General features: G+C 41.0%; 24 protein-coding genes and 2 pseudogenes. 12 read left to right on the forward strand and 14 right to left on the reverse strand.

Annotated elements, in window-relative coordinates:
• The first annotated feature begins 144 nt into the window (after positions 1 to 144).
• Both DLM75_RS04180 and DLM75_RS04185 read left to right on the forward strand, forming a co-directional pair.
• Complete coding sequence (locus tag DLM75_RS04180; protein ID WP_118967234.1) at positions 145 to 1707, forward strand: fibronectin type III domain-containing protein; 1563 nt, start codon at positions 145 to 147, stop codon at positions 1705 to 1707.
• Complete coding sequence (locus DLM75_RS04185; protein ID WP_118967235.1) at positions 1704 to 2840, forward strand: tetratricopeptide repeat protein; 1137 nt, start codon at positions 1704 to 1706, stop codon at positions 2838 to 2840. The genes DLM75_RS04180 and DLM75_RS04185 overlap by 4 nt, the downstream gene beginning before the upstream one ends.
• Here DLM75_RS04185 and DLM75_RS04190 read toward each other — a convergent pair.
• Entirely contained in the window at positions 2837 to 3808 is a 972-nt protein-coding gene (locus DLM75_RS04190; protein ID WP_118967236.1) for a metalloenzyme, read from the reverse strand. The two genes, DLM75_RS04185 and DLM75_RS04190, sit on opposite strands and share 4 nt — an antisense overlap.
• A gap of 58 nt (positions 3809 to 3866) precedes the next feature.
• On the opposite strand from DLM75_RS04190, the gene DLM75_RS04195 reads away from it, so the two are divergent.
• From DLM75_RS04195 to DLM75_RS24210, 5 genes are read left to right on the forward strand one after another with little or no spacing between them, the layout of a single operon-like run.
• Positions 3867 to 4796: a hypothetical protein gene (locus DLM75_RS04195; RefSeq protein ID WP_118967237.1), complete on the forward strand. Its 930-nt coding sequence runs from the start codon at positions 3867 to 3869 to the stop codon at positions 4794 to 4796.
• The gene (locus DLM75_RS04200) at positions 4796 to 6913 is read left to right on the forward strand and encodes a hypothetical protein (RefSeq protein ID WP_118967238.1); all 2118 of its coding nucleotides are present in this window, start codon (positions 4796 to 4798) and stop codon (positions 6911 to 6913) included. Before DLM75_RS04195 ends, DLM75_RS04200 begins: the two co-directional genes overlap by 1 nt.
• Positions 6914 to 6929: 16 nt before the next feature.
• On the forward strand, positions 6930 to 7532 hold the full coding sequence (locus DLM75_RS04205) for a hypothetical protein (RefSeq protein ID WP_118967979.1): 603 nt from the start codon (positions 6930 to 6932) through the stop codon (positions 7530 to 7532).
• Entirely contained in the window at positions 7532 to 7723 is a 192-nt protein-coding gene (locus DLM75_RS04210; RefSeq protein ID WP_118967239.1) for a CopG family transcriptional regulator, read from the forward strand. The genes DLM75_RS04205 and DLM75_RS04210 overlap by 1 nt, the downstream gene beginning before the upstream one ends.
• Positions 7720 to 8136, forward strand: coding sequence for a hypothetical protein (locus DLM75_RS24210; protein WP_158586437.1), 417 nt, complete (start codon positions 7720 to 7722; stop codon positions 8134 to 8136). The genes DLM75_RS04210 and DLM75_RS24210 overlap by 4 nt, the downstream gene beginning before the upstream one ends.
• Here the strand turns inward: DLM75_RS24210 and DLM75_RS04225 are convergent.
• From DLM75_RS04225 to serC, 4 genes and pseudogenes are all read right to left on the reverse strand, one after another.
• The gene (locus DLM75_RS04225; protein ID WP_118967242.1) at positions 8098 to 9879 is read right to left on the reverse strand and encodes a glucanase; all 1782 of its coding nucleotides are present in this window, start codon (positions 9877 to 9879) and stop codon (positions 8098 to 8100) included. The genes DLM75_RS24210 and DLM75_RS04225 overlap by 39 nt on opposite strands.
• Before the next feature lie 11 nt (positions 9880 to 9890).
• Complete coding sequence (rpiB, locus tag DLM75_RS04230) at positions 9891 to 10328, reverse strand: ribose 5-phosphate isomerase B (protein WP_118967243.1); 438 nt, start codon at positions 10326 to 10328, stop codon at positions 9891 to 9893.
• 86 nt (positions 10329 to 10414) lie between these two features.
• The gene (locus DLM75_RS04235) at positions 10415 to 11002 is read right to left on the reverse strand and encodes a hypothetical protein (protein ID WP_118967244.1); all 588 of its coding nucleotides are present in this window, start codon (positions 11000 to 11002) and stop codon (positions 10415 to 10417) included.
• Positions 10999 to 12130 (reverse strand): annotated as a pseudogene (serC, locus tag DLM75_RS04240) (3-phosphoserine/phosphohydroxythreonine transaminase). The gene DLM75_RS04235 and the pseudogene serC overlap by 4 nt, the downstream one beginning before the upstream one ends.
• 126 nt (positions 12131 to 12256) lie before the next feature.
• Here serC and DLM75_RS04245 point away from each other — a divergent pair.
• Positions 12257 to 13930, forward strand: a complete 1674-nt coding sequence (locus DLM75_RS04245; RefSeq protein ID WP_118967980.1) for a P83/100 family protein — start codon at positions 12257 to 12259, stop codon at positions 13928 to 13930.
• Positions 13931 to 14224: 294 nt separating this feature from the next.
• Entirely contained in the window at positions 14225 to 14398 is a 174-nt protein-coding gene (locus tag DLM75_RS24635; protein ID WP_241547816.1) for a hypothetical protein, read from the forward strand.
• 387 nt (positions 14399 to 14785) lie between these two features.
• On the opposite strand, the gene fliE is transcribed toward DLM75_RS24635, so the two are convergent.
• The 3 genes from fliE to flgB form a co-directional block, all read right to left on the reverse strand.
• Positions 14786 to 15169 (reverse strand): flagellar hook-basal body complex protein FliE, encoded by a 384-nt coding sequence (gene fliE / locus DLM75_RS04255; protein ID WP_100787053.1) that lies wholly within the window; start codon positions 15167 to 15169, stop codon positions 14786 to 14788.
• Positions 15170 to 15171: 2 nt separating this feature from the next.
• The gene (gene flgC, locus DLM75_RS04260; RefSeq protein ID WP_069608778.1) at positions 15172 to 15633 is read right to left on the reverse strand and encodes a flagellar basal body rod protein FlgC; all 462 of its coding nucleotides are present in this window, start codon (positions 15631 to 15633) and stop codon (positions 15172 to 15174) included.
• A gap of 64 nt (positions 15634 to 15697) precedes the next feature.
• Positions 15698 to 16129: a flagellar basal body rod protein FlgB gene (flgB, locus tag DLM75_RS04265; RefSeq protein WP_100787055.1), complete on the reverse strand. Its 432-nt coding sequence runs from the start codon at positions 16127 to 16129 to the stop codon at positions 15698 to 15700.
• A gap of 125 nt (positions 16130 to 16254) precedes the next feature.
• Between flgB and DLM75_RS04270 the strand changes: the two genes are divergently transcribed.
• The 3 genes from DLM75_RS04270 to DLM75_RS04280 all read left to right on the forward strand — a co-directional run bounded on the left by DLM75_RS04270 (position 16255) and on the right by DLM75_RS04280 (position 18091).
• The gene (locus DLM75_RS04270) at positions 16255 to 16545 is read left to right on the forward strand and encodes an STAS domain-containing protein (protein WP_118967246.1); all 291 of its coding nucleotides are present in this window, start codon (positions 16255 to 16257) and stop codon (positions 16543 to 16545) included.
• Between the two features lie 107 nt (positions 16546 to 16652).
• The gene (locus DLM75_RS04275) at positions 16653 to 17000 is read left to right on the forward strand and encodes an LIC10301 family lipoprotein (protein WP_241547850.1); all 348 of its coding nucleotides are present in this window, start codon (positions 16653 to 16655) and stop codon (positions 16998 to 17000) included.
• 32 nt (positions 17001 to 17032) lie between these two features.
• Positions 17033 to 18091 (forward strand): tetratricopeptide repeat protein, encoded by a 1059-nt coding sequence (locus tag DLM75_RS04280; protein ID WP_118967248.1) that lies wholly within the window; start codon positions 17033 to 17035, stop codon positions 18089 to 18091.
• 193 nt (positions 18092 to 18284) lie between these two features.
• Here the strand turns inward: DLM75_RS04280 and DLM75_RS04285 are convergent, their stop codons facing one another.
• The 6 genes and pseudogenes from DLM75_RS04285 to DLM75_RS04315 form a co-directional block, all read right to left on the reverse strand.
• Positions 18285 to 18701 carry a YbaN family protein gene (locus DLM75_RS04285; RefSeq protein WP_118967249.1) on the reverse strand — a complete coding sequence of 139 codons (417 nt, stop codon included), beginning with the start codon at positions 18699 to 18701 and terminating at the stop codon, positions 18285 to 18287.
• 119 nt (positions 18702 to 18820) lie between these two features.
• On the reverse strand, positions 18821 to 19429 hold the full coding sequence (locus DLM75_RS04290; RefSeq protein ID WP_118967250.1) for a hypothetical protein: 609 nt from the start codon (positions 19427 to 19429) through the stop codon (positions 18821 to 18823).
• A 261-nt stretch (positions 19430 to 19690) separates the two neighbouring features.
• Positions 19691 to 20095: a hypothetical protein gene (locus DLM75_RS04300; protein WP_241547819.1), complete on the reverse strand. Its 405-nt coding sequence runs from the start codon at positions 20093 to 20095 to the stop codon at positions 19691 to 19693.
• 270 nt (positions 20096 to 20365) lie between these two features.
• Positions 20366 to 21345: pseudogene (locus tag DLM75_RS04305) on the reverse strand (dienelactone hydrolase family protein).
• A gap of 280 nt (positions 21346 to 21625) precedes the next feature.
• Positions 21626 to 22069 (reverse strand): hypothetical protein, encoded by a 444-nt coding sequence (locus DLM75_RS04310; RefSeq protein ID WP_118967252.1) that lies wholly within the window; start codon positions 22067 to 22069, stop codon positions 21626 to 21628.
• A 744-nt stretch (positions 22070 to 22813) separates the two neighbouring features.
• Complete coding sequence (locus DLM75_RS04315; RefSeq protein WP_118967253.1) at positions 22814 to 23239, reverse strand: hypothetical protein; 426 nt, start codon at positions 23237 to 23239, stop codon at positions 22814 to 22816.
• Positions 23240 to 23252: the final 13 nt, after the last annotated feature.

The following is a 23252-nucleotide window of genomic DNA, read 5'->3' on the forward strand; positions in this document are numbered from 1 at the left end:
TATGTCTAATGGAATCGATAAGAAAAGTCAAACCCGAAATCTACTTTGGTTCGGCGTCGCTTTCTCTCAAAACGGGTTCAAATGGGATTCTTTATTAAATTACGCCGTTTGAGCTGACGATATAAGTAGCAAGACATTCCTTTTATGAAAATTATAACTCGGATCATACTATTATTTTCATTCTTGGTTTTGGTTTCCTTTCCGGGAGCTCAGGATTCGGTTTTAAATAATACGCAGGTAGAAAATTACAGCGTTGCGAATCTAATTCATGCAGAAATTCTAAAGAAGGATGAGAACTCGATTCGTATTTCTTGGGAAGCTCCGAGAGAAACGGGAGAAATCATCATCGCCCGTTCTTCCAGTATGATAGATACTCCCGAGAAATGTATGGTCGCCGATTCTTTAGGAAAGTATCCGAGTGGAATCGCCGGTGGAGTCACGCAGATTTTCGATTATAATCTAAAACCTGGTACTTATTATTACGCGGTCATCTTAGCACATCACGTTAAGAAGAATACGATCAAACTTATACCCGGAAGAAACTTTACCACGATCCCGGTGATCGTGGAACAAGCGCTTATTCCGGGAAATACCAGCACGGAGAATAAAACTCCCGAACTTCCGGACGATGCGAGAATCACGGATCTGACCGTTAAGAAAGAAGGGAAGTATTTGAGATTAAATTGGTCTCCGTATGATAAAGCGATTCCGAACGCGACCGTTTATACCGTATATCGGTCCTTAGAACCTATGTCTTCATTATCATTGATGAGAAAAGCGGAGAAACTTACGGAGTTGAGTCATCCTGAGACGACGTTCTTGGATCAGGATCTTGGTAAGTCACAGACCTGGTATTACGGAGTGAGCGTGCGTTCCGGAGCGAAGGAAATTCTTCCATTGATCAACGGGCAGTCGTTTACCCGTTTTTTTTATATCGGAACTCCAAACAAAGACAATAAGGAAACTCCGGAAAACATTACAAATTCGGAATATTCTTATGAGGATATGCATGTTAAGGATCTGACCGCGGCAGTGGAAGATTTGAACGTGAAGTTGGAATGGAAAGCGCCTGAAAAGGCGGATGAAAATACGATTTACACGATCTACCAAGCCCTCAAACCTCTCAGCGGTGGGACGGCCACGTTCCTAGGCGGAAATGTTCGGAAGTTGGGGGAAGTAAAACATCCGGATACGGCCGCGCAGATTCGTTTGAAATCGCTGAGCACGCAGATTTATTTCGGAGTTACCGTAAAACGTCAGAATCAAGAAGAATTCAATCTTGTTGAGAACGAGTCCTTTGTCGCGATAGCCGCGGATCCGAATGCGATAGCGACTAACGATAATCTGGAAAATGATAAAAAGGAAGAGAATCCTCAAGTTCAGGACGAAAATAAGGAAAAGCCCGAAAAACAAGAAGAAGATTTTTCGGGGACGGACGACGAAGTGGACACTGTTCTACGAAGAACATACTGGAAACGGGCGTATGCGGACGCGGTTCACGATTTGAAACCGTTTACAGGAAGCGGAAATTCGGCTCAGGTTAGAGGGAAGGCGAAATTTTTCACTGGACTCTCTCACTATAGAAAAGGCAATTATAAGGAAGCGTTAAAGTTTTTGATCAACAAAGATAGTAAATTTTACAACGCAGAACGCTCTGAATTTTGGTCGAAGCGTTGTCTGTCTCGGATCTCCGGAGGAAATCCATGAATCGTTCTATTATATTAATTACGGGATTCTTATTTATTTGCGCCGGGCTTCTGACCGGGGTGTATCAGACCACCATCCAAGACGAAGATTCCAAACGTAAGAACGTATTGGAAAGAATCAAAGAAGGCGAAGAATACTTAAAACAGACAAACGCGAAGTCCGCGGAAAAAGCAGTGGATATCTTTTCCGAACTCTCTGCTCGAGAAATTCCGGACGAACATTCGTTTCGAGTAAAATACGATATGGGAAGAGCCTTGGAAAGAAACCAAGATAGTCTTCTCGCACTCGGGATTTATCGGGAACTGAATCAGAAAGAAGGTTTGTCTCGGGACGAAAGATCCAAGGTTGCGTATTCCATGGGAAATCTACTTCTTCAACTCAATCGCGACGAAGAAGGGAAAGGTCATCTCGAAGAAGTGCTTCGAATTTCAGCGGACGCCAAACTTCGTTCCAACGCGTTATCCGCCATCGCAGATTACTATATGAAGAAGGGAAATTACGATCTTTCCCGAAAAAACTACGTTCTCGCATTACAAGAAGATCCTGAAAACGTAAAGGCGCGTGTCCGTTGGGGAAAATCCCTGCGTAGAATGGGAAAGGATTGGTCCGCCTACGACGTGTATGACGATTATGCTCAAGCCGGATTTTACTTTGATCCTGAAAAAGAAAAAGTGAGTTCCGAATTCAGAAGCGGCATTTTGGAAAAGGCGAGACAACTCTACGTGCGCAAACAATATTACGGCGCGATTGATACTTTTAAAAAAGCTCTGGAAATGGGAATCAGTCCAAAGGCTGAAGAACAAGCGTTATTCTACATCGCAGAAAGTTACGAAGCAGTTGGCAAATCCGATTCTGCGCTCCAATATTTAAACCGAGTTCTTGGAAACCAAGACGGTTCTTTGGATCAAACCGCGCTCTTCCGAAAAGGCACCGTTTATTTTAAGAATGGAAAGTATGAAAAAGCCGCGGCTCTTTTCCAAGAAGCGACGGATAAATATCCCGATTCTCCCGTTGGAAGAAAAGCAAGCGCTTGGAAAAAAGAATCTTTAGATCAAGTGGAAGACAATCTTCACTATAAAGAATCGGACAAGGCAAAGAGCAAAGAAGACTTAGAGACGGAAAGGTTCGACTAGGGAGCTTCCGTTTTGATAAACTCTTCTTCCTTGAGTTCCATTTTAATTCCTAAAATATCATAAATCGCATTCGGAATATTTACGATCGCCTTTATTTTATCCTTTAATACGGACGTATATTTTCCGTAGAGAATAGTCGGGACCTGGTTGACGGTATGCACGTCCACCGAAAGATCTTCTAAGTTTCCGTGATCGGAAGTCACGATCAATTGATCCGTTTCCGGATCCAACGCTTCCGTAACCCCTTTTAAAAAAGATTCCAATTCTCCGATATATTTTTCAGCCGCTTCCCAATTCATTTTATGTCCGACCTTGTCGGTCAGAAAAAATTCATAAATACAAAGAGTATAATCGTCTTCTTTACAATTTTGAACGATGGACTTACCGGTTTCATAGGGATCTCTAACTCGAAAGAGATCGTCCGATTCTTCTAGAAATCCTTGCGAGAATTCTCTTAAGTATTCGTGAGTTATGTCCATATAAAGACCTTTGCCGTTCCTAAGGTCTTCCATGGTTTTTAAAGGTCGGTCACTCGCCATTTGAATCAGAGTCGAAGCCGAAACGTGACGCGGATTCTTTTTGATATGTTCCGCAAATGCCGGAGAATAACAGTTGAGAAGGTCCGCTTTAAATCCGTGTTCGTCTAAAACGCGAATGATGGAATATTTACTGATGATCTTTTTAAGAGTAAAGGTCGGAAATCCGCTCAAATGTCTTTGAAGCACCTTGCACGCGTTGATCCCGGTCCAAAGAGAAGTCTGCCCTGTAGCGCTCTGAGGAAGACCTTTGATTCCTAACGAAGCGTCCGTCCTGAGAAAAACGGTATTCTTGAGGATTTCAGAGGATTCTCCGGAAATCGGTTTATCCGCGAGGGGTAAAAAGAAGGATTTTGCATACCGAGCAAAGGGGTTGGTTTTCGGATCATTGGGCCCGAAGCCGATCCCGTCGATGAACATATAAAAGATCATAGTTTTCTGTCTGGTTTTCTTCTTTCAGGTTAGACCAAAAGGGCCGATACTAAGAACAGTGACGTCCAACTTTTACAGAAAAATCGTCTTTGCCCTAACACTCATTCTATTAGGGCTGATCCCCGTTTCCATCCCTTTTTTGAGGGAAGAATGGAAAGAGTCCGCTATGTCGTTTCCGCTGAATCCGGCGGGAAATGAGAATTTTCTAAGACGACAAAATTTTCTAAAAGTCTGGATGGAAGCGAGAAAGGCTCCTCTTTTTGAAGCAGGTTCGAAGATAGAATATGCGCTAAGAAACGATCCTCTACCCAAAAGTGCAAAGGAACTCGGCGAAAGTCTTTTGAAGAATTTAGAACTTAAGTCGATCAAAATCTATGATTCTTCCTATCGTCTGATTTATTCCAGCGAGGAGACAAAGGAAATCTTTAACGGTGATCTGAGGTTAGGCGATTTAAGAATAGAACCTTCCGGAATCAATTTCGACGGCTCCGGAGTTCCGATTTACAGAAGCAAGGATGGAGAATGGTTTCTCTGGATGAAAGGTTTCGCATTGGGAAAACATATGTCCTTACCTTTTAATATTCGAGAAAAACAAGCTTACTGGATTTTCGAAGCAGGCAAAAACGGAACCGATTCTTTAATCGGATCAAACGACCTTAGGTCCCTGGATTATCCTGAGAATATCGAAGAAATATTAGCTGAATTTAATAAACCGACAGCGGAATGGAAGGATCGTCCGCTTTGGGAAAAGAATAAGATCGGAAATAATACGATCTTTCTTTCCTATGACAAGGGTTCGAGACTGAGACAACTTTTTCAAATTTTCGTTTTTCTTTTCTTTTTGTTAGGATTGTGCGGTTTGGGAATCATTACTTCCACCTTGCTACATTCCATCGTTGTTGAAAAAGAATTCGATAATAAGGAAAAAATTCTCAGACTCAGGGACGTCTTTTTAAGAATTTTGTTACTTTTGCGGAGGGAAAACTGATGACCGGATTGAAACTTAGAATTTCCCTATTAATCATATCCGTAATTTCCTTTTTTTATTACTTGTTCATCCCTTATTTTCCGGAGGGAGTATATTATAAAAATAGAATTAACTCTATATTCATAAACTTTAACGAAGAACTTCATCGATTGGAATCGGGTTTAAACGAGGTGAAATCCGTTTCCGAATTGGAAAATCTACAATTAGAGTTTCCGATGGTTTCCGGTATTAAATTGATCTCGGAAACGGAACTCGCCGTTCGCACGGATGCGGAAGGAAAACTTTTGGCGGAAACTCTGAAAGAAGGCGCGAGTCGTTTATTTTATCTGAAACCGTATCTCGTTCTTTGTCTTCCGGTTGCCGAAGAAAAAAGGCTGATTCTTGCCGAATTGAGAGAAGACAGTTTGCGAGTTTCCTTTGCCGGCACGGATTCTATTCTGATTCCGGATCTAAAATTCGGCGGCTATGTCGAGCCCGGGAAAAAATATCACGGCTTGAGCGGAGATCAGATTTCTTCCTTGTTGATCGGCGGATGGAATCATTCCGGCGACGCTGTGAACCGTATTCAAATTGGAACTGCGCCTTTTATCGGATATTACTATGCTACTCCGGAAAACTCATACGGTTTTCTAAAAGGAATTCTGATCTTAAAACCGGGAAACGAAGGCCTTCCCTTTTTATTCTTATCGGGCTTTCTTATTCTTCTTTTTCTGATCGATCTTATGATTCGTGTTTTGAGAATGAAGAAGGATCTTTTCTCGGATAAGGAAGGAAAAGAGATTCAAGACTTAGTTGGACAAATTTCGAAAGGAGTCAACGGTCTTCAACTCGCGAAACAAAAAGCGATGGAACTGGTCGATAAGGATCAGCAAGAGGGAATCAGAACCTTGACCTCGGAAGAAGTGGATTCGGATTTAAGAACTCTTCCGATCAGTTTACAAGAAGTGAAAAAGGAAGGCGGCGCTTCCATCTTCGTCCTTCCGTTTGAACTGAAGGGAGAAGGTTATATTTCGCCGGCGTATCTTCGCGATCCCGAAAAATTCAGAGTTCACCCCGTTGTTTCTCCGGAGATTGAAAAGAAACGATCCGAAATCTTTAATTCCGAATTACAAACCTTGATTTCAAAGGTAAGCGAACCATCCGGGGAAAAGCCGCAACCCGAGGACATTCAGAAAAAAACTTCGCAACCCGCGCAGATCGAAGAACCGGTCCATGGCAAACATTTGGATTTGGGACCGGGTTATATGAAATGGTTGGCGTCACTTCCGATTCGGGACCGAAGAAAAATTCTCGAAGTTTTGGACGAGCTCGGTTACGGATTAGAATCAGAATATTCTTTTATTCTAAAATACTATATCTCCGTTTTTTCTTCGCTTAAGTTGAGCGGCTTTGCCATCAATTACTATGACAGAAGGAACGGAAGTTATACTCCTTTTGTGACATACAGTTTGAAGGAAAAAACCGCAGAGAATATGATCTTTCTCTATGACGATCAATACATAGGAAAAGAATCCGGAACTTATTCTCTGATCGGAATCACCGAAGAAAGAAAGAATGATCGATTCTTTCGAAAAAAATTCGATCTCGCTGATTTGGAATCCTGCATTTCCATTCTAACGATTCCTCTTTCCAATTTCGGAATTCCCTTTCGTTTTTTCCTTTTTTACAAGGACCCGCCGACGGAAGAGAATGCTCAGGAAATTGAGAATTTGATCTTTCATTCCTTGGAGCCAGTGGTCAAAGCCTTTGAAGAATATGATCGTAAAGTTTTAGGAGAACTTTTCCGGGATAAGAGGGACATTGTTTCTTCTCGAATTCACATGATGAGAATCGCAACGGACGGAGAAAGGGGAGTAACAAAATCCTTCAAAGTCGAATTTCACGGAAAGGATTTTCATAAGCTTGAATCGGATCGAAAAAAAGTCATGTCTCAGATTTCGGAAATACTCGGACCCGAAGATATGTGTTTTGGAATCGGAGTAGGCGCCTTCGGAATGTATACTCGAAAAGATTTGGAAGAGAAGGTCCGTTCTTTCTTGGATCAAACCGGACATACTTATGATTTTACGGTCGATGTTTATCCTGAGAGCGGAAAAAATCTTTTCACTTATCTCTAAAATCCGTTCGTACCCGATGAACTTTTCGAACCTTGCGCTTCTTTTGATCTTAATCTTTTTATCCTTTCAAAGTCTGATTCCCAACGAGGAAAATCGAAAAGAATGGAATCGGGCCGCGAAAGAAAAAATTCTCAAGATGAATGAGAAGGAAGAAGAAACCGAATCGATTCCGTATCTTGAAAAATATGTGGAAAAAAATCCATCGGATCTAACGTTCAAACTTTGGTATGCGAGGGCCTTGTTTTATCGTAAGGATTTGGAATTGCCTGGACACGCTGAGGATGTTTTTTCGAGAATGGAAAAGCTGAAAAAGATTCGTGAAAACTATCTTCAGTCCGCCAAAATTTTTGAAGAAGTCTTAGAGTATCTCGCCCAAGCGACACCGCGAGATCCCGATCTCGGAAAATGGCATTTTTTATGGGCAATGGCGGAGTGGTATGCCGGACGCGACGACAGAGCGATACAGATTTTTAGAAAATCTTTTAAATATGATTTTCGATTGAACGAGGCCAATTACAATATCGCAAGCATCTATCAAGCGATGGGTCAATTGAAGGACGCTGATATTTATTTTAGAATGTATCTCAAAAACGACAAAGAAATGAGAGAGGAAAACTGATGGCGAGAGTCGACAAACGGTTTCAACTTCTCATGACGGAAGAAGAACTCGAACTCCTTAAGAACGAAGCGGATAAAAGAAATCTTTCCGCGGGGGAAATGTTGAGGCTTTCTTTGAGAAATGAAGTCTATCGTTCCGATTCTTATGAACGTCTGGAAGCTCTCAAGATACTTGCGAGTATGGAAGAATGAAATACTATCTTTCCAAGTCCTTACTCGAATCTCTGATCGAAGGGACTTCAGATCAAAAAGCGATTCTAATGGAATCACTCGGGAATCTCATCAAAGAACAACATTTATTTTATACGGGGACGATTTCGATTCTGCCAATTTTGGAAAAACAAAAAGATCCGGTGCAGAAGGATATTATCTGGACTCAGGTGAAACGTCTTTGTTTGGAAATTTTAGATTTTAAATCGGAAAATCTTTCTCTGGCTCAAAAGTTGTCGAAGGAATTCGGTAACTCAGAATGGATTTGGAATGAGATGGCGATCGCGATCGAGAAAGATTTAGACGGATTTATCACGATCGATAAGAATCTTCCGAATCAGAAGATGATCAAGATATTACTCGCTCAGGAAATAAACTTCGACGGGGTCGCTTAGCGGCGATACTTGATCCTTTCCTGTTTGGAAATGATAAGCCTTATTAAAGGCGCTGATTCTAAAATAATAAGTGGTTCCTTTTTTTAGGAAGAGCTGGTTCTTTTCCAAAAGTATTTCCGCATTGAGCGAAATGATACGATTGTCCACGCAGGTATTCAGCTTATTATAATATTCTTGAATATTGTTTGCGCTTTTTCCATCCGGTAATCCGGTGATCGGATCCAAATAATCGGAAGCGGGATGTTTCGGTCTCGTCTTTTTGTTCGGAGCTTCGTTTGTGAGTGGATACGTTCCTCGAATGATTCCCACCATTCGATCCGGGTGAATCCCATAGTGAATAAAATATCCGCCGCCGTGGATCACTTCTCTTTCCGGATTGGATTTCCAAGTCAAACAAACGCTCGGTCCGGAATCATCGATCGAATTCTCAACCACCTTTAAACCCAGAGGGCGAACCGGTGGAATCGTCTCTCGATAAGTTAGAGTGAGATTCTTCAACTCCGGCGTGAGATTTCCGTTCGGATCGGATTTGAATTTGATTCTCCATTGATAATAACGAAACGGAAGAAGGTCTTCTTTATTTTCCGTGATTCCCAAAAACTTTCTCAGAGAATTTTTGAGAGAGATTCGATATACGTCCGGATCCATAGAATCTAGTTTAAAAGATTCTAATTTTCTTAAGTCTACGGCGATCCACGCCGGTCCTTCCGAAGTCGGGTGAAAGACCGTGGGAGAAACTCGGAAATAAAGTTCTATCGCCGATGATTTTGGAATGTTTGCTTTTAGTTCGATTTCTTCTAAAAAGGCGCTGGAATACTTGCTCTTGTAAACCGGAGAAAGCGCGGTTCCGAATTTCGATTGAGTCGTATGTGTATCCGGATCGAAGTCTTGTCCTGGAAAAGAAACGTCCTCGGCATTCGGATTCGGTTTTCCTCGGAAGACGGCGAAGTTTTCCATCCATCCATAATACGAACTCGCGATCCGAAACGAAGTCGTGTCTTCCGGATGAAATCCCATTCTTATCAAATTTTTATTGGCAGGAATCGATCCTCTTGCGGATTCTTTTCCATTCAGATACAATACGATTTCTCTTTCTGAAGGATTGAAATGGAGAATGATTCGGTTCCATTGATTCTTTTTAAGGGTCGTGTTCGAAACGAGCTGAAGGGAAAGAAATCTTTTCTCCTCGGTTTCGAAAAAAGAATAAAATCCCGCTTTGAGTTTATCGTCCGCGATTTTAAGATCCCAGCCGAATGTGTTTCCCGAAGTTTCGTATAATTTTGAAATCAACGTCGCGTCTTTTTCCACCGTTCCCGGAAAAATGCTGAACGCGATGAAAAATTCTTCGGTTAAATCTTTAGAAGTGAGAACGCCCGAGTTTGAATGTGCGATTCTAATTCCGGTTCTTTTTCCGGAAAATCGTGCGCTTCTTTTTGCATGAAGAACGTTTTCCGAATCGGGAAGAAAGGATGAGGAAAGAACTTTATAATTTCCTGATATATCTTTTAGAATTGATGGTTCACCGGAATCGAAGTTCAAATACAAATCGGAACCGAGACTTCGATCCCGCGTTTGCAGTTTCAGCGTTTTTTGTTCCCCGTTCTTACCCGAAAGTTCCAGCCCGTTTCTTTGAAGATCGGTGAGAGAAAGGACTTTGGTTTCGGAAAAAAGAGAGGAAAACGATAGGATAACGAATGCCGGAAGGGCGACTAACGAGACTTTAGAGTTTGTAATCCATCCCATCCGGTTTTTGATTATGAGTTTAAGGTTTCGAGTTGATTGACTCTTCTCTCGTGGCGTCCGCCTTCGAAAGGAGTTGCGATCCAGGTTCGAACGATATTGAGAGCCAACTCTTTGCCCAGAATTCTTCCACCCAAGACAAGAACGTTTGCGTTGTTGTGACGTTTCGATAATTCCGCAGTCAATTGATCGTGGCAGAGAGCGGCTCTGATTCCTCCGAGGCGATTGGCCGCGATGGATGCGCCGATTCCGGTTCCGCAAAGGGCGATCAGTCCTTCCACTTCTTTGGAAAGAACTTTTTTACAAGCTTCGGCTATGACGATCGGATAATCGACGGACGTTTCGTCTTTCGTTCCATAGTCTACGATTTCCAATTCTCCTGCAAGAGCGGTGCGAAGAAATTCCTTGAGCTCAAAGCCTCCGTGATCCGAGGCGATTCCGATTTTTTTCATGATCTATATTTGTTTATGTCCCGACCGAACTCAGGATTCAAGCAAATAATTCTTTGTTTTACCCTCAAAAAGGGAATCGAAGAATTCTACAAAACGGAGTCTTTGTATGTCTTGGGCATCGCATCCCAAAACTCCACTTGGAGTAGAAAGAGGGAAAGATAAATCATCGAAAAATTCTCTTCGGAAACCTTTTCTCCTTTGAGAGAAAAGGACGTCGCGTCGTTCAATCGTGTGAGAAGTTCACGTTTTTGTTTGAGATGGGTCGTGAGGAGTTCCCATTCTATAGAATTGAGAGATCTCGTTTTTTCATCCGAGAGAACATAGTTTTCGTAATAAGAATTCAACTCCGTAAACGTTGCGAGATAACGGTCCCAATCCAAAAAAAGAATGGTATATTCTTCCTCCGTTAACTTCTTATTTTGAACGCAGTTTACCGATTGAAAACGGGCGCGTCCTTCTTTGTAGGCGATCGTTTCCGCGATCCTTTTTTTTTCCTCTAGAGAAATCGTGGATTTGAATAGATTGGCGAGTTCGGTAGAAGACGCCTCGTTCGTAAAACAATCCTGAATCGGAAGTTGTGTGAGAAAGTTCAAACCGGAAGCCGAAAGACTCCCGGAAGCGATTCCCAAAAAGAAAATGCCGATCAAAAATCTTTTGAAACGGAGAATTTTCATTTCGCCTTGGATTCAAATTCTTTCATAAAGGAAACGAGCTTTTGAACGCCGGCCATTGGCATAGAATTGTAAATCGAAGCTCGAAAGCCGCCGACCAACCGATGCCCGCCCAATCCGTGAAGTCCGTTCTTTTCCGCTTCGTCTAAAAACTTCGCGTCCAAGTTCTTATCCTTTAGTAGAAAAACCGCATTCATTTTGGATCGGGCGTTCTTTTGAACAGGACAAGTATATAAAGAAGAAGAATCTATGAAGTCGTATAACAATTGCGCCTTTTGTTCGTTCGTCTTCTGAACGACTTCGACTCCGCCGTGTTTTAATAACCACTCGAAGACCAACTTCGCGATATAAATAGAATACGTCGCGGGTGTGTTGTAGAGGGATTTGTTTTTGGTCATCACTTCGTAGTCCAAGAGAACCGGAATTTTTCTTCCTGAGATCCCGATCAGATCGTTTCGAATGATCAAAACGCTCAAACCGGAAGGACCGATATTCTTCTGCGCTCCGGCGAAGATGACTCCAAAATCACTTACTTCGATCTTGCGAGAGAGAAGTTCACTCGTCATATCAGCGACGAGAGGAACTTGTTTGATTTTTGGGAGAGTCGGATATTGTGTCCCGTAAATCGTGTTGTTCGATGTAATATGAAGATACTTTCCTTTGCCGGAAAGTTTTGTATCATCGAGGAATGGAACATCCGTGAATTTGTTTTCTGTCGCATCAGAAATCACGTTGACTCCGTTGAACTTGAGTCCTTCTTCCCAGGCTCTTTTTGTCCAGATGCCCGTGTGAGCGATATCGAAACTTTCTCCTTCTTTTAGGAGATTGAGCGGAAGAGCGGAAAAATGTAGGGTGGCTCCTCCGGAAAAGAATGCGATGGAATAGTCGTCTCCGATATTCAAGAGCGTGCGTAAGAGCGATTCCGCTTCTTTGAGGACGTCTTCAAAGAGAGGTTCTCTGTGACTCACTTCCATAATGGACATTCCGGAGCCCTTATAATTTAAGAACTCTGCCGCCGCGATTTCCATCACTTCGTTGGGAAGCATCGCCGGTCCCGCGCCGAAATTGTAAATTCTTTCCTGGAATTGATACATAATAGGATAAGGTTGCAAAGGGGAGTTTGGGGATCAACTTTCTTCTCGGAAAGAAGTCTCCGGATCGGGAAAAATCCTTGTCTCCATTGAATACCTGATGATAGCATATCCCCTGGTCAAAACGACTGCTTTCTCTTCCGGAGATGAAAAGGAGTATTTTAGAATGTTCAGAATCTTGATAGCACTTGTATGCGTTGGTTTTTCTTTTCCGTTATTTTCCCAGGATAATTCTAAACTTGGAGAAAAAGAAATCCGTTCTTCCGGAAGAGTCCAGTTTATCAATCGTTCTTCCGCGCGAGCCGGAGAAGATGTGAGAGGCACGAATGAAAAGGTCGGAGTCGGTTTGGCGGAGAATCTAAAAAAAGAGCCGAATAAAAGCCATAGTCAAGGTGGAATCAGTGTAACTAGAATCGCGCCTGAAGATAAAAAATTCGGAGCGGATATTTTTTCTCTCTCCGAAGATTCCGATTACGGACATATCAACTCGATTCAGAGAATTTTAGCGGGCTTCGTAAAATCGAATTTCGGTTATGACGATAAGAATTCCGAAATTCTCGCGACCTATATTCTTTATTACAACGCGATTCATAGAAAGGGTAAGGCGTATGTTGCAAAGAAATATTCCAATTCCGTAATTAAGGTTTTGAAACCAGAGTCGATTGGTATTTCGAAACGTTATTCGGAATGGCCCGGTAAAACGGAAATTATCGTTCCCTTGGTGGAGGACGTTCTCGGAAAAGACGTTCACACGGACGAATTGGAAGACGAAGTCAATAAAGACCTCGATAAAAAGAAGGAAGGACAATCCGAAAAGGATAAGTTCGACGATCTTCAGAGAGAAAAGAACAAGAAAGAATTAGAAGAGATCAAAAGAAGAAAAGAAGAAAATCAAAACAAACAGAAAGAGCTGAACGACAAAGAAGTAAAGACGGACAAGGAACTCCAAGAGCTCAACAAAGATCCTGTTAAAAATAAGCAAGAAATCGTAGAAAAGAAAAAAGCAAAAGAACAAGTACAGAAAGAAAAAGAAGTCGTTAAAAAAGAAGAACAGAAACTCAAAGAGAAAGAAAAGGAAGTAGTTAAAAAAGACGAAGAGAGAAAGAGCAATAACAGTTCCAGTTCCTCGAGCTCGTCCAGTTCTTCCAAATCCAGCGATTCTAAAAGTGATTCCGGAAGTAAATCGGGAAGTGATAACAAGTCTACTTCCGATGACAAGAAGACCGAAGCCGAACTAAAAAAAGAATTGGCTGAAACCAAAAAGGAATTAGAGACCAAGAAAGAAGAAGAAAAGAAAAAAGAAGAATTCGACAAGAACGTAGTCGGAGGTAAAATTCTTTTCTTAAAAACGTTGAAATACTTGGACAAAGGTCATTATAACAACGAACTTCAGGTATTAGATCCGACCAAAGACGATACGATTTTCAGAGGTGATTTTAATAAGATCTGCGGAAGAACCTTCGAGATCGTAGACGGAAAAGCGCTCGTGATCGGTTTTGAAGACGGTCACTCTTCCAATCACAAACTGATCTTGATCGATCAGGAAACTCTGAAGCCGACGATCTCCGCGGAAGACAATATTTTCTGGCGTTCTCCGATGATCGTAAAGGGGGACGAGATTTACGCGTTCGAAGAAGTTCAGGAGAAATACTACCTCTCTCGTTTTGGAAAGGATTTGAAGAAACAGGCAAAATCTTCCGAAGAGATTAGTCCAAACTCGAACGTAACCTTTTACGGAGAAAAGATTTATGTTACCGGAAAGGAAGAAGGTTCGGGAAGCATTCAGATCACGGTCTTTAACAAAGCGGACTTGAAGCTGATCAAGAAGATCAAGCCGTAGTTCCGACTCATCGAGCTCCAATGAGCCTTGCGAAAAGATGCTCAGAAGCGAGACCTTGAGTTTTGAATACTTTTATCGTAAAACGCCGGGATAAGTAGTCTCGGCGTTTTTGTTTTGTAGAAAAGCAAACTTCCTGGATTCTCATAAGAAAAAAAGAATATTACAGAGTATCGTATTGGCAAAAAGGACCGATTGCAATAGACAAAACGCCTTTTCTATTTTTGACTTGCATTGCGGACATTTTGTCTCTGATTCTATATTGATTCTTCTTATCCGAGAAAGAATAGAACCGACATGAGTTTTAAAAAAGATCGTATTTATCTGATCGAACATCTTGCACTCTACAGTCCTCTTACTCTAAAAAAATTCTGCAACCGATTCCAAAATTCGCTGAGCCTATCACAATTTGAATTTGATTTCGAAAACGAGACGGAATGGGCTTGGATCGAAATGGACGGAGTAGAATAGAACGTTTCTCGTCCTTATAAAAAAGAAACGCTTCATCAGTGGGACAATACAATTCCTAAAACTTGTAACATAGGGATTTTATTATCCGTATTTAAAGAAAATCCGAACTTTCTAAATTCGGAACTTAGATAGAGCGAACTCGTCGTTCTGGTTGCACAAACGATTTCAAATGAATTTCAGACATCGGTTTATTACCATCGGACGTTATTAGAATCGGGTAAGAATGCGAAACGCGAAATGGTTTTTGATTTCAAAAGGTCTTAAAAGAATGGAAATTGATTTTGAAGTTCTTTTCATACAACTTGTATAGAAAGAATTCTTAGAAAGGAACGGTGGTTTCTTTCAAAACGGCCCGTAAAAGACCGTTTTATAATATTAAAAAAAATCTTATCTTAGGGAAGTGAGTTCTCTGTAGGCCCGAACGACTCCATCAGCGATCGTCTTTGTGAACGTAAGAGCAACTCTCGCTTTTTCAGATGCGATCATTACTTCGTGAGCGTCTACTGAGTTCGGATCAAAGACCATTTTCTGGGTCAACTCGTCCGCTTCCACTTGAAGATCGTTTACCGACGTCATCGCATTCTTCATCGCTTCTGAAAAACTTTCGGCAACGTAATCAGGCGAGACCGGTTGCTTTACGTCTTTGTAATGTCGATCTTCCGTAGTAAATACATCCACTTTGTCACCTTTTGGAGTTAATGGATGTGCTTTGCCGCCGTTATAACCGGAATTATAAGTATACCAGAGTGAAGAATTTGAATTGATTTCCATGATTATGCCCTACCTATTTCCAAGGCTTTGTTAAACATCGCTTTGGATCCGTTGATCATTTGTACGTTTGCTTCATAGGATCTGGAAGCCGAAATCATATCCGTCATTTCGGTGACGATATTCACGTTCGGCATTTCCACGTATCCTTTTTTCGGTCCGATCTGAATCGAGTCCGGGTGAGTCGGGTCGTAAACCAAACGAAGAGGGGTCATATCCTTTTCGATCTTCATCACCTTTACACCTTTTCCTTCTCCGGGAGAAACTCCGAACGGATACACAGGACTATTCCATCTGGTTCTTAGATTGACCGGAGTCATGACAACTCTGTCCCTTCGGAACGGTCCGTCTCCATTCGTATTTCTCGTGGTTGTCGAGTTTGCGATGTTGTTGGAAATCACATCCATTCGCAATCTCTGCGCGGATAAGCCTGTTGCGGATATGTTGATCGAAGAAAAAAGTCCCATGGCTACTTCCTAAACGGTTAAATTATGTCTCATTACTATAAATTCAAGAAATTAAATCAGATTCTTAAGCCATTCTCATCACTTGTTTGAGATCCCTGTAATTCTGATTGATTCGTTCGGACATCATCATGTATTGCATCTGGGAATTGGATGCTTCCACGACTTCTTTCTCAACGTCCACGTTGTTTCCATCGGCCCTCATGGTAGTCAAGTAGTCAATATTGGCTTTTGGTTGAACTTCTCGATAATCCAAAGGTTTGAAGAATGATATATGACGGTCGTCGGAAATCTGAGTTGGAACTTCTTTGACCGCCTCGATTTTTTCGGATTCGATCGCTCTTTTGATCATCGATTCGAATATCACTTCGGATCTCTTAAAATGAGGAACGTCCGCGTTTGCAATATTGTCTGAAATTACTTTTCTCTTCAAAACGGAACTATTCATTCCTCTTTCCAGTAAATCCTGGGTTTTCATGAAATGGGTTTTCTCAAACATTATTTCTCTCCCATCAAAAAAATCGGTTGAATTTGCGTTTTCCACGAGAGATTTTTTTTACTCAGGAAAGTTTTTTCGTCCGAAAATATATGAGGACGCCGAAGAACTTGAAAGCGAATCTTAAAATGTCAGATAATTCAGAAATAGTAGAAATTACTCCGGATCTAACCATTCTTTTTAACGACTACTATGCGTTCCGAACCATGCTCATGGACGCCATCGCGAAAAAGCCGAAATCCATTATTCTGAATCTCGGTGATATTCCCGTGATGAATTCGATTTCTATCAGCTCCCTTGTTTGGTTTCTAAAAAACGCAAAATCCGAAGGAATTCAATGCACGATCAGCGCCATCCATCCGGACCTTTTAAACACGTTTGAGGTTCTGAACTTAAAAGAATACATCGATCATCAGTGATTCTCCCGCTTTCGTCCCCTGATTCTTCTCACAAACTGCGATCTCTTCCGGTCCTTTAACCCCGATTTTCATTGGACAAGCAAGGAAGGCTCTCTATGTTTGAATCTATGAAAAAAATTGCTCTCATTCTAACTCTCGCTCTTCTTCTCTTCTCTTCTTGTAAAAAGAAGGAAGAGATGATTTTGGGGGATTGGGTAAAAGTTAAGAATTGTCCTGAAAAGGGCGAATGCAAAGATCCGGATAAAGGGAAAGGAAGTCATCTTCTCATTCTTCCGGACGGCTTGGCAAAATATGATACCTTTCACCTTACGTATAAAATGAAAGATGACGACATTCATTTTAATCTCGCGGATCTTGCATTTGATTTGGAATATAGAATTCTCAAAGTCAACGAAAAGGAGCTTCAGCTTCTAAACAAGAAGGAAGATAGCGTAGAATTCTTCGAGAAGAACTGATCGTCGTTCTTTTCTTGGAAAAAATGAAAAGTATGAAACGTTCTTTGATTCTTCTCATCTTAATCCTTTTTTCTTTTGAAATTCTTATTGCGGATGATGAAGACGAGAATCTTCCCGGGAACGTTTCTCCTTCTCAGAATTTAGACGGCGGGTCACCCGCAGACGCGGCCAGAAGAAGGGTTCAAATCGCCGCTTTGAATACCGAAACGGTAAACCTGATTCGAGCGAACAATCTTGCAAGAGCTTCTGTGAATATCGAAAAAATCAAGAAGTTGGACGAGAATGCGGTCGAATACCACTATCTAAAAGGTTCTTTTCTTTACGCGCAAGGTCGCTATCCGCAAGCGAAGAATTCTCTTTTGAGGGCGATTCAAATTCAACCGGGGCATGATCCGTCCTATTATCAACTCGGGATGATCTTTGTTCAGAGAAACAAATGGCCAAGATCCTTGGAATACTTTCAGAAAGCGGTAGAATTATCCAATTACAATCCATTCTATAGAATCAATCTCGCTCTCGCTTACTTTGAAACTGGAAATTATCTCCGCGCGAAAGCGGAAGCCGAGAGGGCGATCGAGCTAAAGCCGAATTTTAGAGCGGCGAAACTTCTTCTCTTAAAGTCGAACTTTCTTTTGGGCAATAAAGCGGATGCCTATGCGCAGTGTGTGGAATTCGTAAAGGACGGATTTCAATCCAGGGAATATATGCTGATCCATGCAAGACTTGTAATAGACATTCACCAGAATTATAGAAAAGCGATTAAGATCTACAATCTCTATGGAGAACTTCCCTTTCAGGAAAAAAGATTTTTAGCACACGCTTATTATAACACCGGGAATTACCGTGCGGCCGCCGCGACTTATCAGCAAGTGATTCAATTTAGGATCGCCGAGGAAGAAGAAAAGATCGAATATATTCGCTCTCTTTCTTTTATTAAGGATTACAGAAGACTGGAATCTTTTGTGACTGCTTGGTTGCAGGAAGAACCGGATAAGAGAAGAAAGATTCAGGAAGCATTGGACATCGCGGAGCTTCTCAAAGAGAATGATTCGAAAGTTTTTCACATGTTTCCTTCCCGATCTCCGTATTGAAAAGACGAATTCCCGTTCGTCGGAACAACGACAATTCTTCCGTAAAAGTCGCGCGCCCCACCCTATACTTGGGTGGAGGGGAGCGGTGGCGGGAAAATTCGGGAGATTTTCCTATATCACAGATTTGTAATTTACGCAACAAAAAATAAGAACTATTTCTTGTAGGAACTCCGACAGGAAATTTTCTTTCATTTCAAATTTCACGTTTGGTCGGAATTCGAATCAAATAAAGTACAACCAAAACCCCGATCAAGGAAACAAGAATCTTTACCGCCAAAATGGGAATGAAAAAGAAAACGGTCGTTCCAATCGTAATAAAGATCATCGAAATCGCTATGACCTTGGCACGGAGAGGAATCATTTTGTGAATTCTCCAATCTCGAATGTAAGATCCGAAATATCGATTGTTCATCAGCCAATTGTAAAAACGATGCGAGGCTCTTGCGTAACAAGCCGCCGATAAAAGTAAAAACGGAGTCGTCGGCAATATGGGAGTAAAAATTCCTATGATTCCTAAGGCCAAGGAAATAGAACCTGCGACAAATAGTAAAAAACGAATGAATCTGGATCTATGAAGTCGAACCTCGTCGCTATAATCTTTTTGTTCCATATTCTATAGAATGGAAAGATTACTCAACAATTCAATACTTTTCTGATCTATTGTTCTTTTGTCTCCGGTTCGGATCACATTCAATTTCTAAATCAATTCGAATGGAATTCGGGATATTTTTATTGTTCCGTCCACACTCGATTTGATTCGAGCCAATCGTTTAAAAGTTGCGCGTCCTTTTTCTTTGCAAAATCTTTGAGCGGAGCAAGCTCGATCGGAGAATATAGTTTTGCAAGCTGGAACAACACGTCCACTTGAGCGACCGTATGATCCAAATCCAGTGAATTCAAATATTGAATATAAAGACTTAGATACTTTAGATTCTTTTTGAGGAGCCAAAGAATTCCGTATGTTCCCGTTTCTAATTCTTCGTGAGTTGCAAGACCATCATCACCGTTTTCCTCGTTAAACTGAATCAACGCTTCTATATATTCCGAAACGGAAATCTCAATCAAAGGATCGGAACTTGGGATCCGAGAGAAAAGCGCCTGTTCGTCCAATGTCTGATCTTCGAGTATGACTCCGAAACCAAACCATGGATCCGAATCCTCAAAAATCGGATCGGAAAAAACAAGATCGTCGGCATTTTTTAGAATTCTCGTCCAGGTATCGATCGCGTCTCTTACGGAAAGAGGAGCCAAGTTTTCCAAAGGAACTAGAACAAGATGTCCGGCAAAACCGGCTTCGGGATCCATTTCTACGATACGAATTGAAAATTCAGTTTTCATAATATATTCCTGCTCAACGGAAATTTTAGAATTTTAAAAAAGCATTTTCCTCTTTAGTTTTTCCCTTTTTAACTTTTCCAAAGAAACCTTTGAAAGAAGAATAGGAGTTCGTTCTAAGTAGAATTCAAATCGGATCTTTTTTGGCCTCAAACTTATTAGAGTTGATTTTTTAATTAAAAGGAAAATCGAAAATTGAAACCGACTTTCTAAAAAAGGAAGAATCAAAATTCGAACCTCTCTTGAAAATACTAAACACCGAAGTCAAAACCGAACCCGAATAAAAAACTCTAAATAAACCTCGGAGAAAAATTCAACGTCTAGAATTCTCTGTGCAAAGATTCTCAACAAAATTTGTCCGAAAACAAACTGATTTGTCTCTTTGATCGGCACGAGCGCGCAGTCTTCGTGAGAAACGAACAGGTAAGAGGGTTCTTTGTGAATCGTCTTTTTGAGAGGATTGCTTAAAATCCAGTTCTGGCCGAATTCTATGATGCACGGGACGTCTTTCAAAGAGAGTTCCTTGTTTTCTAAAGCGTCTAAGAATTCGTCATTGTATCCTCCTTCGATTAATTCCGGCTCCCAAGTCCCCCAGTAAGAGCTTTCCATTTTCATCCAATCCAAAGAATCCAATCGATCCGCCGCCCAGGTCTTCAAAATAAATTCCATTGTGTACCTTCGCGACTTTGATGAAACTTTTCAGACACTTTTCTTCCGAGTCGAAGTTTTTAGTCTATGTTGTTCCGGTCGTTCCCGTTTTTCCGACGGTTACCGTATAAGAGAGCAGGAAGTTTCCAAGTTCCAGAATTTATTGGATGTCCCTTCTTGAAAAAAAATTCTCGTTTAATATATAAAATATCTCTTTTGATGTAAGTACATTAAAAATAATGAATATAATATTCTTGTTTTAACTTCAAAAATATTTTTAATCATTTCCACTTATTTAATCAATTTAGGATTGTACAATTGGAAGAATTCAATTGCTTCCTGGTCTGCCAGTGGCTTTGCATTCACATCGTTGGCATCGAACTGATCATTGACGACCTTTGCTTGATCGAAGCTGTGGTGCGTGTTCGGATATACTGAGATCGCAATCGAATTGTTGGTTCCAACGCTCGCACCTAACGTTTGTGCTCGGGTGACTCTGTCGTCGCAATAACCGCCCGTATAAAGGGGTCGAGTCCGGCCGCGAGAATCTTTAAGTGAGTATAGGGAAGATACGTGCTTGTTGCAATTCCTCCGAAAGCGCCGTTGAGTCCGCAACCCGGATAAAAGGAAATCACCGCCTTGAATGGTCTTGGATATTTTTGACGATACGGAAGAGTTGAATCGGTATCCACCGTCGAGAGGACGCTACTTCCTCCGTGCGACCAGCCAAGTAAAACAATTCTTTCATTTAAGATGATCGAAGATCTTCTCACGTAATCTAACGCGGCGTATGCGTCCGTTGGTCGATCTGTAACCTCCGAAGTTCCTACTCCCGGGCCGTTTCCACATTGATTTTGCTCCGGGTTTCTCGGAGTAAAGCTATCGAGAAGTAAAGTGGCATATCCTAGATTTTTTCCACGACCGGCCCATTCGGTAAAGAGGGATGCGACGCCTTTGGTCGCGTCATTATAAGAGTAGGCTCCGCCACATCCATGCATCATGACGATGAGCGGGAATCAACCCAACCCACTCGGTTTCGAAAAGTATCCAGTAATGATAATATTTTGCGTAGAGTTGAATATTTGAACTTTATAATTTGTAAGTTCGTTTTCCTGATCGATCGGAACCGGTCCCGAGAGTAGATTTTGAAACTCACTCGCTTGGACTGCGCCGAGAAGGAAAAAAATAGGGATTTGATCCTTTGGCTGTTTGCAGTTCGGATAAAAAAGAATAGCGAACGTCAAAGCTAAAACGATTTGTAGGAACTTCATGCGAAGTATAACAAAAGTGTTTTTGGTTCTTTCAGTTTTTTAGGAGTTAATTTTTCTTGGATTATAGATGGATAAAATTGACATATAATCCCGGATAGATCTGCAAAAAAGTGAATATTTTGCACTATGACTTTGATTCGGCCCTCGTCTTTTTTAGGAACTTGGAAGAATTTTTGATTTTGAGACTTTTGCTATTTTATCTTTTGAGATATCGATACTATGGAATTTTATTCTATCTTGTTTGATTTGTTTCTAAGATTTGAGTTCTTCTTCTTTCGAATTACAGATTCTTCTTTAATGCAATCGATACGCCCCTTTGCATCGCAAGTGCGATTCGATTGGAAATAAATGTATTCAGAGCCGTATAAGCATCGTTTTCCAAACCGAGCGCCTCTTTTGCCTTTGCAAGAATTTGAATCGGTTCTTGAATTGAAAATCTTTCGTCTTCTGCCGATTCTAAGAAGTTCTCCTGTTCAATCGATTCTTCTTTTACAAAGGTAAATTTGTTGAGATATTCTTGAGAAAGCCTTTCTTCGTATTCTTTCCAGGGCAGAGAAGTCAATTCTTCTAAAAATGGTTTGAGCTCTTGAAATTGAAAGGCTAGGTTTTTTAATTCTTCTACCTTTGTTTCGATCTCATTTTCGAGGGGATGATTCGGATAGAAATTTGATTTTTTTGCCGATAGGGAATCTTGAAATTCGTTCTTGCTAATATTTTCTGACAAAGCCTGTACTCGCGATTTGATGGTTTTGTTTTTAGCATGATCTTCGACAACGATTCTCTTGATCCCTCAAGATGATATCCTTGCGGAACGGAGATAGAGGCGACCAATCGAGTTCATCTATGGTTTGCTCGTGTTACCAGGTTCTTAAGACCCTCAGCGAATATCAATTGGATATTCATTTTAGACACGGATTGTTAAGCGACATCAGAAAATGACAAAAAATGTCGCAATAATTGTCTTTTTCATATTTACGTTAAAAGGAAGTCAGTTTCGGTTTATCTGAAATCGAAAGCGGTGTTCTTTATCGTAAGAACCCGTAGAATAAAATTTTTAGAATTTCTGGATTATTAACTATGTATTTTAGAAAGGAAAAAGATTAGGAACTGGTTTAAGACCGGAAGGAAAAATTGTGAGAGTTCCAACCTGGATCCAAAGAATTCCGGTTCTAAAGCAATTTATACGTTCGTTTCGTAGGTAGCAATGGAGCGGTTCCCGCGGTGAACGACTTTTGGATAAGCTCTAATTCGATTTGATTCACGTAGATCAAAGAAATAGAATTGTATTTCTAAATTGCAGAAAGATGAAACCAAAAAACTAGAAAAAATTCGCGAGCTCCAACTAGAATTTTCGGTTTCCTCTTTTCATGCAGATTTACTTTAGGACCGGAAAAATCACCTTCGAATATTTTGTATTTTGAAAATGAATTTTTGCAAATATTGCGATTAGATTCCTCCCTATAGTACGTTAATTGCGATTTTTTTCTATTGGTTTTAAAGATAAGCAAAATCCTATCATGACGATATAGACTACCATTATGATCGGACTAAACCACCAGGCAAACCATTCGAAGTAGGATCCATCTGCAGTATAGATATAATAGATATGACCAGGAATGCTTGCCGTAACGTAGACTGTGATATACCAGTAGCCAATCTTACGCCTTATCTTATCTGTAAATCCGTAAGTTTGAAAGAAGGCCTTATATTCCCAAATGAGAGCAAAGGCTGAATAGAGCATCACGGCAAAGAGTGCTATATCTACAATAGGAGTCATAACTTGTCCAGGGTCAGCTTTGCCATCACGAATATAGTGAGCGAAGTTTATTAGGTGAAGAACGAAACCCATTGTAAATAAAATCGGTAAGGATTTTTCGGCGTGGAACTTTAGCATTTTCTAAACCTCT

Origin of the sequence: Leptospira stimsonii (assembly GCF_003545885.1) — a bacterium.
GTDB lineage: Bacteria > Spirochaetota > Leptospiria > Leptospirales > Leptospiraceae > Leptospira > Leptospira stimsonii.